Annotated in this window: 12 protein-coding genes; 8 read left to right on the top strand and 4 right to left on the bottom strand. The window is 71.8% G+C overall.

Going from position 1 to position 12,595, the window contains the following annotated elements; all coding sequences use genetic code 11:
• Window positions 1-3 precede the first annotated feature (3 nt).
• From K228_RS0107500 to K228_RS0107480, 5 genes are read left to right on the top strand one after another with little or no spacing between them, the layout of a single operon-like run.
• On the top strand, window positions 4-762 hold the full coding sequence (locus K228_RS0107500; protein ID WP_025617869.1) for a hypothetical protein: 759 nt from the start codon (window positions 4-6) through the stop codon (window positions 760-762).
• Complete coding sequence (locus K228_RS0107495; protein ID WP_025617868.1) at window positions 759-1,328, top strand: GNAT family N-acetyltransferase; 570 nt, start codon at window positions 759-761, stop codon at window positions 1,326-1,328. Before K228_RS0107500 ends, K228_RS0107495 begins: the two co-directional genes overlap by 4 nt.
• On the top strand, window positions 1,325-2,203 hold the full coding sequence (locus tag K228_RS0107490) for a carotenoid biosynthesis protein (protein ID WP_025617867.1): 879 nt from the start codon (window positions 1,325-1,327) through the stop codon (window positions 2,201-2,203). Before K228_RS0107495 ends, K228_RS0107490 begins: the two co-directional genes overlap by 4 nt.
• A gap of 52 nt (window positions 2,204-2,255) precedes the next feature.
• The gene (locus K228_RS0107485) at window positions 2,256-3,383 is read left to right on the top strand and encodes a glycosyltransferase family 2 protein (RefSeq protein WP_025617866.1); all 1,128 of its coding nucleotides are present in this window, start codon (window positions 2,256-2,258) and stop codon (window positions 3,381-3,383) included.
• A gap of 10 nt (window positions 3,384-3,393) precedes the next feature.
• Window positions 3,394-4,881, top strand: coding sequence for a phytoene desaturase family protein (locus K228_RS0107480; RefSeq protein WP_025617865.1), 1,488 nt, complete (start codon window positions 3,394-3,396; stop codon window positions 4,879-4,881).
• A gap of 139 nt (window positions 4,882-5,020) precedes the next feature.
• Here the strand turns inward: K228_RS0107480 and K228_RS0107475 are convergent, their stop codons facing one another.
• Both K228_RS0107475 and metF read right to left on the bottom strand, forming a co-directional pair.
• Entirely contained in the window at window positions 5,021-5,710 is a 690-nt protein-coding gene (locus tag K228_RS0107475) for a CDP-alcohol phosphatidyltransferase family protein (RefSeq protein ID WP_025617864.1), read from the bottom strand.
• Between the two features lie 44 nt (window positions 5,711-5,754).
• Window positions 5,755-6,672 carry a methylenetetrahydrofolate reductase [NAD(P)H] gene (gene metF, locus K228_RS0107470; protein ID WP_025617863.1) on the bottom strand — a complete coding sequence of 306 codons (918 nt, stop codon included), beginning with the start codon at window positions 6,670-6,672 and terminating at the stop codon, window positions 5,755-5,757.
• Window positions 6,673-6,853: 181 nt separating this feature from the next.
• On the opposite strand from metF, the gene K228_RS0107465 reads away from it, so the two are divergent.
• A complete protein-coding gene (locus K228_RS0107465) occupies window positions 6,854-7,936 on the top strand; it encodes a polyprenyl synthetase family protein (protein ID WP_025617862.1) in 1,083 nt (360 codons plus the stop codon).
• A gap of 53 nt (window positions 7,937-7,989) precedes the next feature.
• Here the strand turns inward: K228_RS0107465 and K228_RS0107460 are convergent, their stop codons facing one another.
• On the bottom strand, window positions 7,990-8,370 hold the full coding sequence (locus tag K228_RS0107460; RefSeq protein ID WP_025617861.1) for an Rv2175c family DNA-binding protein: 381 nt from the start codon (window positions 8,368-8,370) through the stop codon (window positions 7,990-7,992).
• Between the two features lie 208 nt (window positions 8,371-8,578).
• Between K228_RS0107460 and pknB the strand changes: the two genes are divergently transcribed.
• Window positions 8,579-10,564 (top strand): Stk1 family PASTA domain-containing Ser/Thr kinase, encoded by a 1,986-nt coding sequence (gene pknB, locus K228_RS0107455; protein ID WP_025617860.1) that lies wholly within the window; start codon window positions 8,579-8,581, stop codon window positions 10,562-10,564.
• On the top strand, window positions 10,561-11,424 hold the full coding sequence (locus K228_RS0107450) for a deoxyribonuclease IV (RefSeq protein ID WP_025617859.1): 864 nt from the start codon (window positions 10,561-10,563) through the stop codon (window positions 11,422-11,424). Before pknB ends, K228_RS0107450 begins: the two co-directional genes overlap by 4 nt.
• Window positions 11,425-11,442: 18 nt before the next feature.
• On the opposite strand, the gene K228_RS0107445 is transcribed toward K228_RS0107450, so the two are convergent.
• Window positions 11,443-12,462 carry a threonine aldolase family protein gene (locus K228_RS0107445; protein WP_025617858.1) on the bottom strand — a complete coding sequence of 340 codons (1,020 nt, stop codon included), beginning with the start codon at window positions 12,460-12,462 and terminating at the stop codon, window positions 11,443-11,445.
• Window positions 12,463-12,595 lie beyond the last annotated feature (133 nt).

Genomic DNA, 12,595 nt, shown 5'->3' with positions numbered 1-12,595 from the left:
GGCTTGTCGAACGAGCCACGCCCGGTCAACCGCCGGGCGCCGGTCCCCGAGTTGGTCACCCTGCATGTGTGGCGGACCAACCGAGCCAGGCTGCCCCGGGCGCTGGCCCGGATGGCGGCCGACCCGCGCCGGCTCCGCGCGCTGCCCGGCGTCCGCTTCGCCAAACTGCTCGGCACCGGGACCGGCACCGGCTTCGGCCCACGCGATGCGGACCTGACCCGGTGGGCGGCGCTGACCGTGTGGGACTCCCCCGCCGCGGCCACCGGCTTCGCCGACTCCCCGGTGGGACGGGCCTGGGCACGCATTGCCCACGCCGCCGTCCGAGTCGACCTACGCCCGCTCACCAGCCGGGGCGAGTGGTCCGGCCAGCGGCCGTTCGGCGACCCGCCAGGCGGGCGATCCAGCGGCCCGGTGCTGGCACTGACCCGGGCCCGGCTCCATCCCGCCCGAGCGGTCACCTTCTGGCGGGCGGTACCCCCCGTGGCCCGCGCGCTGCACACCGCACCCGGCCTGCTCGCCCGCTTCGGCGTCGGCGAGGCGCCGCTGGGCTGGCAGGGCACGGTCAGCGTGTGGCGCACCCCGGCGGAGCTGGTCGCATTCGCGTACCGTCACCCCGAGCATCGCGCCGCGATCATGCGAACCCCCACCGAGGGGTGGTATGCGGAGGAACTCTTCGCCCGGTTCGAGGTACGCGACGTGGTCGGTGACCGGACGGTGCTGGGCTGGACCACGGACGGCGGAACGAAGGTGGGGACGGCATGAGGCTGGTGCGGTGGACACCGGACGACCTCGTTCGGCGGCTGGACGACGTGGTGGCCGTCTACGGCGAGGCGATGGGGTACCGCGCCGATCTACTCCGGGCGCGGCGCGGCTACATCGCCTCCCACGTCCGCCGCCCCGGCTTCCGCGCCGTCGCCAGCCTCACCTCCGAAGGCCACCTGGCCGGATTCGGCTACGGATACCACGGGAAGCCCGGCCAGTGGTGGCACGACCAGGTGGGGCGGATGCTGGACCCGGCCACCCGCCGCCGCTGGCTGGCCAGCTGCTTCGAGGTGGTCGAGCTACATGTCCGACCACCGGCACAGGGGCACGGACTGGGCGCCGGCCAGCTGCGCGCCCTGCTCGGGATAGCGGAGGGGAGCACCACCCTGTTGTCCACCCCGGAGGCAGACGAGCAGCGCTCCCGGGCCTGGCGACTGTACCGACGCTTCGGCTTCGTTGACGTCCTGCGCGACTTCCGCTTCCCCGGTGACGAACGACTGTTCGGGGTACTCGGCCGGGACCTGCCGCTCCCGCCACCCGCCGCCTCCGGGCGGGCCCCCACATGACCCGGCCCCCCGCCCTGCCGGGGCACACCCTCCGGACCGCCTGGGCGCTGCTGGCCGTGCTGGTGCTGGTGCAGATCTGCTACCCCCTGACCACGGGGCAGACCCGGGCCCGGCTGACCGTCGCCACAGTCCTGCTCGGCTACCTGCTCTCGGTCGGCCACGCGCTGCTCAGCCGGGGTCCCCGGACGGCGGCGGCGTTGCTCGTCACGGTCACCGGCGGCGGCTTCGCCATCGAGGCGCTCGGAGTGGCCACCGGATTCCCGTTCGGCAGCTACGACTACTCGGAGCAGCTCGGACCGAAGCTGGCCGGAGTACCACTGATCATCCCACTCGCCTGGACCTGGATGGCCTGGCCTGCCTGGCTGACCGCGGTCCGGCTCACCGGTGGTGGGCCGGCCGGGGGCATCGGGCCGACTGTCCGCCGAGTTGCGCTGGCAGCGGTCGGACTGGCCGCATGGGATCTCTTCCTCGACCCGCAGATGGTCGCCGAGGGGCACTGGGCCTGGCGGAACGCCACCCCCGCGCTACCCGGCCTGCCCGGCATCCCCATCAGCAACTACCTGGGCTGGCTGCTCTTCGCGGTGCTGGTGATGGCCGCCCTGCGGCCACTGGCCGGCACCGCCGTGGCCACCACCGACGGCCGCGACGCTCCGATGCTCGCGCTCTATCTGTGGACGTACGGCTCCAGCGTGCTGGCCCACGCCGTCTTCCTCGACCTACCCGCCTCGGCCGGGTGGGGCGCAGCGACTATGGCGCTGACCGCGGTGCCGCTGGCGGTGACGCTGCTGCCCCGACGCCTCCGGCCGGCACTGCTGCCCCGACGCGGCCGGACGACACCAGCGGGCCGGCGGCGTCGCGCCGACACGTCGGTATGAGCAATCCGGCCCGGCGTCGCGCCGCCGGCCCCCGCCGAGGTGGGGCGCCGACATGATCCTGTTGCTGGCGATACTGGCCGGCGTGGCCGCGCTGACCACACACACCCTGGTCAACGCCGGCCGTTGGCTGCGCCGCCCGGTCGGGACGCCGGCGACGGTGACCGAACCGGTGGCGGTGCTGCTGCCGCTGCGCAACGAGGCCGCCCGAGTCACCCCATGTCTGCGCGGGCTGCTGGCCCAGCATGGTGTGCCACAGCTACAGATCGTGGTGCTCGACGACGGATCAACCGACGGCACCCACGAGGTTGTCCGCACGGTCGTCGGCGACGACCCCCGAGTCACCCTGCTCGACGGCGCTGCTCCACCGCCGGGTTGGCTGGGCAAGCCGCACGCCTGCTGGCAGCTCGCCACCCGAGCCGATCCGGCTGCCACCGTGTTGGTCTTCGTCGACGCCGACGTGGTGCTCGCCCCCCACGCCGTGGCTGCGGCGGTCGGCGAGCTACGGGCCGCGCGGGTGGCGCTGCTGTCGCCGTACCCCCGGATCCTGGTCACGACGGTGGCCGACCGGCTGGTCCAGCCGCTGTTGCAGTGGTTGTGGCTGACGTTCCTGCCGCTGCCCGCGATGGAGCGGTCGGCCCGGCCGTCCCTGGCCGCGGCCGGTGGGCAGTTTCTGGTCGTGGACCGGGTCGGATACACCGCCGCCGGTGGACACGCGGCGGTGGCCGACCGGGTTCTGGAGGATGTCGAGTTGGCCCGAGCGGTCAAGCGGTCCGGCGGCCAGATCGCCCTCGCCGACGGCTCACAGCTGGCCACCTGCCGGATGTACGACGACTGGCCACAGCTGCGCGACGGCTACTCGAAGTCGCTGTGGGCCTCGTTCGGTCGTCCCTCGGCGGCAGCCACGGTGGTCGCGCTGCTGCTGCTGCTCTACACCGCCCCGGCGCTGGTCGCCGTGGCCGCGCTGGTCGGCGGTGCGCCGGGGACAGCCGCCGTCGCCGCTGGGGCCTACCTGCTCGGGGTCGCTGGGCGGGTGGTCAGCGCCCGGGCGACCGGCGGTCAGTGGTGGCCGGACGCGTTGGGGCACCCCGCGTCGGTAGCGGTCCTCGGTTGGCTGACCCTGCGGTCGTACCATCTGCGGAAGCGACGGCGCCTGAGCTGGCGGGGCCGTCCGGTCGGCTAGGAGGCACACCATGGCGCGGATCGTGATCGTCGGCGCCGGGGTGGGTGGCCTGGCCACCGCCGCCCGGCTGGCCGCCACCGGGCACCAGGTCACCCTCCTGGAGCAGGGTGAGACGGTAGGTGGCAAGCTCGGTCGGTACGTACACGGCACACCCGCCGGCCCCTTCCACTTCGACACCGGGCCCAGCCTGCTGACCCTGCCCCAGGTGTTCCACGACCTGTTCGAGGCCACCGGGGCGAAGCTCGACGAGTACCTGGACCCGGTCCCGCTCGACCCAATCGTGCGACACGTCTTCCCCCAGGGTGGACCAACGCTCGATTCGTGCGCCGACTCCGACGAGTTCGCCGCCCGCATCGGCGCGGCCTTCGGCGAGCGGGCCGCCGACCAGTGGCGGCACCTCTGGCGGCGTGCCGAGCGGGTCTGGACGGCCTCGGAGCGGGATGTCCTGCGCCGCCGGATCGACTCGCCCCGGGACCTGGCGATGCTGGCCTGGCGGCTGGGTGACCTGGCCGCTATCGGGCCGGGCCGCACGCTACGTGGAATCGGCCGCGCCCACCTGTCCGACCCCCGGCTCCGGATGCTGCTCGATCGGTACGCGACGTACGCCGGAGCTGACCCGCGCCGGGCGCCGGCGGCCCTCGTCGCCGTCCCGTACGCCGAGCTGGCCTTCGGCGGCTGGTACCTCCGCGGCGGCCTGGGCACCCTCGCCGACGCCCTGCTGACCCGCTGCCTGGAGCTCGGGGTGGTGGTACGGACCGGCGTCCGGGTCACCCGGATCGACGCGGCGGGCGGACGGGTGCACGGCGTACGCCTCGCCGGCGTGAACGCCCCCGTGCCGGCCGATGTGGTGGTGTCCAACGTTGACGCGCTCACCCTCTACCGGGACCTGCTGCCCACCCCGCGACGGCTGGCCACGCTGACCGACCGCAGCCTCGCCGGCTTCGTGCTGCTGCTCGGCGTACGCGGGGACTCTGGGCTGGCGCACCACAACGTCTTCTTCCCCGACGGCTACGACAACGAGTTCGACGCGGTCTTCGGGGCGCCCGGGCGGGGGGTTCGGGCGTGCCCGGCCCCAGACCCGACGATCTTCGTCACCGTGGCCGCCGACGAGACGGTCCGCCCGGCTGGACACGAGGCGTGGTTCGTACTGGTCAACGCCGCTCGGCAGGGCACCGCCGCGGATGCTGTCGACTGGCGACGCCCCGGCCTCGCCGAGGCGTACGCGGACCGGATCCTGGACGTGCTAGCCGCGCGGGGGGTGGACGTACGGGACCGGCTGCTGTTCCGGGAGATTCGTACGCCGGCCGATCTGGGCACCGCGACGGGCACACCGGGCGGAGCGATCTACGGCACCACGGGCAGCCTGCTCCGCCCACCAAACCGGGGGCCGGTCCGCGGGCTGTGGTTGGTCGGTGGCTCCTGCCACCCCGGCGGAGGGCTGCCGATGGTCGCCCTCTCCGCCCAGATCGTCGCCGACTCCATCGGCCCGGCCTGGTAGCGGGTAGACGCGGTCCACCGACGCCCACCCGCGGCGGTGTCACGGCTTCGCAGGCGACGCGGGATGCGGGGCACCGGAACGTGGGCCTGATTCCGTCGTCGGCGCACGGCACGAACGCCGCTCCGGTGGGCCGCGAGCGTCAGCTGGCGTTGATCAGTGCCCCCCGGACGGCGGCCAGTAGCTGTCCGAGGCCGAAGCCGGCCAGCAACGCCCAGACCGCGCTCGCCATGGTGATGGTGCCCGCGGCGAGGTCCGGCTCGATCAGCCCGGCCAGCCCGGCCAGCAGCAGGCCGGCGAGGGCCACCACGACCCGGGTCGGCCGCTCCCCCACGGTCACCGCACCGATCTCTCGCATTCCGGCGGAGGTCGCCCGGGCACGCACGTACTCGTGCAGCCAGGAGAGCGCACCACCGGCGGCCACCAGCGCGCCGGGCGCACCGAGCAGCCAGAACGCGACCAGCCAGGCCGCCTCACCGAGCCGGTCAGCCACCGAGTCGTAGACGTACCCAAGCCGGGTGGTGCGGTTGCTCACCACCGCTACCGCGCCGTCGAGACTGTCCGCCACCGAGGCGAGCAGCACCAGCAACGCGCCGAGGAAGGGCCCGTCCTGTGGGCGGACCGCGACCAGCGGCACGCCGAGGCAGAGCAGAACCCCGGCGACGGTCACCGCGGTCGGGGTGACCCGCAGCCGGCCCAGCACGTAGCCCCCGTGATACGCGAGGCGCAGCCAGGCACGGACGAGCGGGGCCGCGGCGCGCGGATCGAACCCACCGTGCAAGCGCGCCCAGGCCGTGGCGTACTGGTCCCAGTTCAGCTGTCTGCCCACCACGGATCAACCGTCGCACCGATCGCGCGGTGTCGTGGCGCGTCTGGTCACCCGGGGGTGCTGACTCGCAGATTCCGCCAGATCTCCCGGGTAGCTGTGGACCGGTTGAAGGTGATGAAGTGGATGCCGGGAACCCCCTCGTCCAGCAGCCGCTGACACATCTCGCTGGCCTGCTCGACACCGAGCTCACGGACCGCCTCCGGGTCGTCCGCGACCCGCTCGAAGCGCGCGGCCAGGGCCGGTGGGAAGGGCGCGCCGGAGAGCTGCTCCGACCGCTCGATGGTGCTGACCTTCGTTACCGGCATCACACCGGGGATGATCGGCGTGTCACAGCCGGCCGCGACCACCCGGTCCCGCAGCCGAAGATACTCGTCTGCGTCGAAGAACATCTGCGTGATCGCAAACTCGGCTCCGGCCCGGCACTTGCGGACGAAGTACGCCGTGTCGGAGTCGATGTCGGGCGAGCGGGGGTGCTTGTACGGGAAGGCGGCAACGCCGACGCTGAAGTCACCCGCGTCGCGGACCAGGCGGACCAGGTCCTCCGCGTAGTCCACACCATCCGGGTGCGGGACCCACTCGCCGGTGGGGTCCCCGGGCGGATCGCCACGCACGGCGAGCACGTTACGCACGCCCGCAGCGGCCAACCGCCCGATCACGTGACGCAGCTCGGCCACCGAGTGGTTGACTGCGGTCAGGTGCGCCATCGGCAGCAGCGTGGTCTCGGTGGCGACCCGTTCGGTAACCGCCACAGTCGTGTCCCGGGTTGAGCCACCAGCGCCGTAGGTGATCGAGACGAACGACGGGCGCAGCGACTCCAGCTCCCGGATGGCCTGCCAGAGCAGCCGCTCGCCCTGCGCTGTCTTCGGCGGCATGAACTCGAAGGAGAAGGTCGGCCGGCGGTCGCGGATCAGCTCCCCGATCGCCGGCTGCGGATTGGGGAGAACCGATGGAAGACCAAGCGCCACGCCATGACTCTAGCGGCGCACGGCCGCGATCCCTAGACCTTCCTCCGCCGCAAACGGTGACAAGGGGCACGGCACGGCCGACACCACGCAACACGGCAAAGTCGACGCCGCACGGTAGGGCACGGCGCGTCGCCAGGCCGCCGGTGCGTCGCTGGCCGTCGCGACCGGCTAGCGTCAGGGCGTGACCTACCCTGCTCCTGTTTCCCCGGTGGACCGTGCCGGGCTTCGGCAACGCGTCAACAAGGCACTGGCCGACTTCCTGGTGACCCGACGTGCCTGGATGACCAACGTTGACGCCTCCCTCGCCCCGTTGGCCGACGCGGTCGAGGCATTCGTCCTCGGGGGCGGCAAGCGGCTACGGCCCGCCTTCGCCTACTGGGGCTACCGGGGCGCGGGTGGAGTCGACACCGAACAGGTGGCGACCGCCCTGGCCGCGTTGGAGTTCGTGCAGGCCAGCGCGTTGATTCACGACGATCTGATCGATCGCTCGGACACCCGGCGGGGGGAGCCGGCGGTGCATCTGCGGTTCGCCGCCCGGCACCGGTCGGCGGACTGGGACGGAGACGCGGACGGATTCGGTGACGCGGCCGCCATTCTCCTGGGCGACCTGTGCCTCGTCTGGTCGGACGAGTTGCTGCACTCCGCCGGACTGGACCCGCACACCGTCGCCCGGGCACGGCCGGTATTCGACCAGATGCGGACCGAGGTCACCGTGGGCCAGTACCTCGACGTACTGACCCAGGCCACCGGGGACACGTCGGTCGAGCGGGCCGGGAAGGTTGCCCGCTACAAGTCGGCGAAGTACACCGTCGAACGCCCATTGCTACTCGGCGCCGCACTGGCCGACGCCACCCCCGAGGTCCACGCGGCGTACTCGGCGTACGGGTTGCCACTGGGCGAGGCCTTCCAGCTTCGCGACGACGTGCTGGGGATCTTTGGTGACCCGGCACAGACCGGTAAACCAGCCGGCGACGACCTCCGCGAGGGAAAGCGGACATACCTGGTGGCGGCGGCGTTGGAGATGGTCGACACCGCCGATCGGGAGGTGCTGCTCGACGGCCTCGGCGACTCCGACCTCGACGACGCGGGGGTGGCCCGGCTGCGGGAACTGATCGGAGCCAGCGGTGCGCTGGGCCGCGCCGAGCAGCGGATCCAGGAGCTCACCGACACCGCGCTCGCCGCACTGTCCACCGTTGACCTCGACACCGAGGCGCACCAGGCCCTGGCCGACCTCGCCATCGCTGCCACCCGCCGCCCCGCCTGACCCCCGCCCCATCCGGCCAGACCTCGACCGGACCGGGCGGGGAACCGCCGAGGTCAGAAGCCGAGGGCTTGGGCGCGGCGCTTGACCTCCCGGGCCTGATCGCCGGCCAGCGCCACGGCGGCGGTGCCGCCGGGCAGGGTGTCGTCGGGCTGATAGAGCCAGCGCAGAATCTCTTCGTCGTCGTAGCCGGCGTCGGTGAGGAGATTCAGCACCCCGGGTAAGTGCTTGAGCACTCCTCGGGTCGCCACCAGGTCCGCCGGCACCCGACGGGCACCGTCTCGGCGGACCGCGATCAGCTCCCGGTCCCGGATCATCTGGTGGACCTTGCTGATCGTCAGGTCAAGGCGCTCGGCGACGGCCGGCAGGGTCAGCCACGCAGCCGGTTCGGCGGCAGGGCTCACGGCGGGCTCGCCAGCGGGAACGGAGTCGGTCACCCGACCACCCTGCCACGCCGCCCCGACATCGAGCGAGGGCCCCCACGGCACCGGATCAGTGCCGTCGCGCACCGACCGGAGCTGCGAAAACGGCCATCCGGTGGGTCACTGGATTCAAGATATCAGTGCCGGCCTGTAGCATCGGTGTCCAACCATCTACCCCTGGACACTCCAACCATCTACCCCTGGACACATAGACTTCCTGCCGATGGACACACATGTCGCCGACACGTTGCTGGGCTCACTGATCGACGGGCGCTACCGCATCCGCGGTCGGGTCGCCCGGGGTGGCATGGCGACTGTATACACCGCAACCGACGAACGCCTCGATCGCACCGTCGCAGTTAAGATCATCCACCCCGCGTCGGGCCCGGGGGCTCAGGGGCAGACGGCAGGCTTCGTGGAACGCTTCGCCGACGAGGCGAAGACCATCGCCCGGCTGACCCACCCCAACGTCGTCGCGGTCTACGACCAGGGCATCCACGCCGACCGGCCATACCTGGTCATGGAGTACGTGCGCGGTCGCACGCTGCGCGACGTGCTCGCCGAACGGCACCGGCTCAACCCCGACGAGGCGCTCGCGATCACCGAACAGATGCTCGCCGCGATCGCCGCCGCGCACCGGGCCGGGCTCGTCCACCGGGATGTCAAACCAGAGAACGTGCTGGTCGCCGAGGCACCGACCGGAGGTGCGGCCAACCTGGTCGACAGCGTGGTGAAGGTCGCCGACTTCGGGTTGGCCCAGGCGGTGGAGGCGAGCGCCGACGACGCACAGGCCAACCAGCTGATGGCCACGATCGCCTATGTCGCACCGGAGCTGGTGACCGACGGGCACGCCGACCCGCGCACCGACGTCTATTCGGCGGGCATCGTGCTGTTCGAGATGCTCACCGGCCGCGTGCCGTACGACGGCCATCGCCCGGTCGAGGTGGCCTGGCAGCATGTGCGACAGGATGTACCGGCACCGTCGACCCTGGTGCCAGGACTACCGAAGGCCCTTGACGACCTGGTCATCCGCGCTACCCGGCGCGATCCCGGTGCCCGCCCAGCCGACGCGGGTGCACTGCTCGCCCAGGTGCAGGTGGCTCGGGAGGGGTTGGGCAACCCGAACACCCACACCACGGTGCTGCGCCGGGTGACCGAGAAGCCCCCGGTGAGCGAGCCGACCATGGTGGTCGCGGCCGTACAGCCGGCGCAGCGCCCCGCCTGGGCCCGGTTGCCCGAGGAGGCCCCACGGGGCGGCGGCCGACGACGGGCGGCCGACAACGAGAGTGCCTGGTCCCGGTTGGCCCCGCTGTCCGGTCGACTCATGGGTGAGCAGCGCGGCCGGCTTGCGGTGGCCGCTGTCGTCGTGATGCTGGGGCTGATCGCCGCGGTGGGTGGCTGGTGGGTCGGGGTCGGCCGATACACAGCGGCCCCAGAGCTGGTGAGCCTGGACCAAGCCACTGCGGAAGCGCAGGTGAAGCGGGCCGGTCTGGTCCTCCAGTACGCCGATCCGCGCCACGACGACCAGGTGCCGAAGGACGCCGTGCTGTCCCAGGATCCGGCCTCCACGTCCCGCATCGTGAAGGGTGGCACGATCACCCTCACCCTCTCGCTGGGCCCCGAGCAGTTCGCGGTGCCGGATGTCGTCGGCAAAGAGTTCGAGTTGGCCGCGACCGACCTGACCGAGGCCGGTCTGAAGGTGGTCAAGGGCTCCGCCAGCTACCACAACAGCCTGCCGGAGGGCATGGTGGTCGCCACCGACCCGAAGGCGGGCGTCGAAGTCAAGCCCGGACACGAGGTCACGGTAACTCTGAGCAAAGGCAGGGCGCCCATCTCGGTGCCGAACCTGGTCGGCAAGCCCCTGGACGAGGCCCGCTCGATCCTGAACCAGCTCGGGCTGGTACTCGTTGAGCCACCGACGGTGAAGGAGTCCGACAAGCCCAAGAACGAGGTCATCGGGCAGAGTCCAGCCAACGGTGACGGCGTGGAGAAGGGGACGGAGGTCAGCCTGGAGGTGAGCCAGGGACCACCACAGGTTGTCGTCCCCCGCGTGATCGGCATGCCGTGCCAGCAGGCCAAGCAGGTGTTGGAGGGGCAGTCCTTCCCGGTCGCGGTGCAGTTCAACCAGAACGGCACCGTCCGGTTCCAAAGCCCCGGTGAGAACTCCCAGGTGCCGCCGGGGACCCAGATCACCCTCGGCTGCCTGTGATGGCGACGATGCGACCGGTCGGTGCGCACACACCGACCGGGGGCGGGCTGGCGAAAGCTGCCCTGCCCTACCTAGACGCGACGGGCGCCGAGGTTGCCCAGGTCTACGTGTCCAATTCGCGGGGCTGGGCATTGCCGCCCGGCAACCCGACGCAGGACGCGCTGTTTCGCGACAGCTGCACCGAGCGCGGCGTCCCGGTATTCATCCACGCGTCCCTACTGGTCAACCTCGGCTCGCCCACGGCAGCGACGGTGGAGCGGTCAGCGCTAACGCTGGCACACGCGCTACGCCGAGGGGCGGCGATCGGCGCCCAGGGGGTGGTGTTCCACGCCGGCAGCGCGGTTGACGCCGGATACACCGACACGGCGATGCGCCAGGTCCGAGAGGTACTCCTTCCGCTACTGGACACCGCCGGTGACACGAACGGGCCGATGCTGCTGGTCGAACCGAGCGCCGGCGGCGGGCGCTCACTCGCCGCCCGGGTAGAACAGCTCGGCCCCTACCTGGACACGGTTGACCGACACCCGTGGCTCGGTGTCTGCCTCGACACCTGCCACGCCTGGGCTGCCGGGCACGACCTGGCCGTCGAAGGTGGCATGACCGCCACGCTCGACACGCTGGTGAACGCCGTGGGGGCGGACCGGCTTCGGCTGGTACACGCCAACGACTCAAAGGACCTCTGCGGCTCCACCCGGGACCGACACGAGAACATCGGCAAGGGCACCATCGGGGAGCCCGCCTTCGCCGAGCTGATGCGCCACCCAGCGACCTCCGGGGTGCCGACGGTGGTGGAGACCCCCACCGAGAAGCATGTAGGCCACGCCGGCGACGTGGCCGTTCTCAAGCGACTACGTACCTGACCCGGCCCGCGGTGCGGATCAGGTACGCAAGGCACGGGTGAGGACGTCGATCGCACGGTCGATCGCCGCGTCGTCCACACCGAGATGGGTGACCAGGCGCGCGGTACGCGGGCCGAGCACACTGACCAGTACCCCTTCCGCACGGACCGCGGCCGCGAAGGTGTGGGCGTTCATCGGCGTCTTGGTGAGATCCAACGGGACCAGGTTGGTACGCACCTCGGCCGCCAATACCCCGAACGGCGCCACCGCATCGGCGAGCCGGGCCGCCTTCGTGTGATCCTCGGCGAGCCGCTGCACCTGGTTTGCCAGGGCGTACCGGCCGGCAGCGGCGAGGATCCCGGCCTGCCGCATACCGCCGCCCATCCGCTTACGGATGAACCGGGCTCGTTCGATCTTGTCGGCACTGCCTACCACCAGCGAGCCGACCGGCGCGCCGAGCCCCTTGGAGAGGCAGACCGCCAGGGTGTCGAAGAGCATGCCGTAGGTGGCCAGCGGCACCCCGTCGGCGACGTGCGCGTGCCAGATTCGAGCACCGTCGCAGTGCACCGCGACCTGGGCGTCGTCGGCAACCCGACGCAGCTCACGCAGAGCCGCCAGCGAGATCACCCCACCGCCGCCCCGATTGTGGGTCTGCTCCACGGCGACCGCCCGGGTGGGCACCGCGAAGTAGCCGTCGGGCCGAATCATGCCGGCGACCACGTCGGGGTCGACCGCCGCGCCGACCGCCGGCCAGGTCCGCGACGAAATGCCGCCGTAGGTGGCAGCCGCACCGATCTCGTACGTCACCACGTGCGCATCCGCGTCGCAGAGCAGTTCACCGCCGGGCGGCACCAACAGCTGCAGCGAAATCTGGTTGGCCATCGTCCCGGTCGGGCAGAACAGCGCCGCCTCGTGGCCGAAGAGCGCCGCAACCTCGGTTTCGAGGGCGTTGACTGTGGGATCCTCGCCGTACACGTCGTCGCCCACCTCGGCGACGGCCATCGCCTCCCGCATTCCCGCGGTTGGGTGGGTAACGGTGTCCGAGCGTAGATCGATCATGATGTCCTCACTCCTCGCGTCAGCCACAACGATCCCTTCCGGCCGCCGACTGCGGGGCTCGCAAGCTCACTCCTCGCGTCAGCCACAATCATCCCCACCGGCCGCCGACTGCGGGGCTCGCAAGCTCACTCCT

Source organism: Salinispora cortesiana, assembly GCF_000484695.1.
GTDB lineage: Bacteria > Actinomycetota > Actinomycetes > Mycobacteriales > Micromonosporaceae > Micromonospora > Micromonospora cortesiana.
The sequence above is the reverse complement of the archived record's forward strand: the minus strand, read 5'-3'. Positions and strand labels throughout refer to the sequence as shown.

Excerpts from the sequence above, each read along its gene's own strand:
- K228_RS0107495 (WP_025617868.1), top strand. The coding sequence starts at position 759 with ATGAGGCTGGTGCGGTGGACACCGGACGACCTCGTTCGGCGGCTGGAC.
- K228_RS0107490 (WP_025617867.1), top strand. The coding sequence starts at position 1,325 with ATGACCCGGCCCCCCGCCCTGCCGGGGCACACCCTCCGGACCGCCTGG.
- K228_RS0107485 (WP_025617866.1), top strand. The coding sequence starts at position 2,256 with ATGATCCTGTTGCTGGCGATACTGGCCGGCGTGGCCGCGCTGACCACA.
- K228_RS0107480 (WP_025617865.1), top strand. The coding sequence starts at position 3,394 with ATGGCGCGGATCGTGATCGTCGGCGCCGGGGTGGGTGGCCTGGCCACC.
- pknB (WP_025617860.1), top strand. The coding sequence starts at position 8,579 with ATGGACACACATGTCGCCGACACGTTGCTGGGCTCACTGATCGACGGG.
- K228_RS0107445 (WP_025617858.1), bottom strand. The coding sequence starts at position 12,462 with ATGATCGATCTACGCTCGGACACCGTTACCCACCCAACCGCGGGAATG.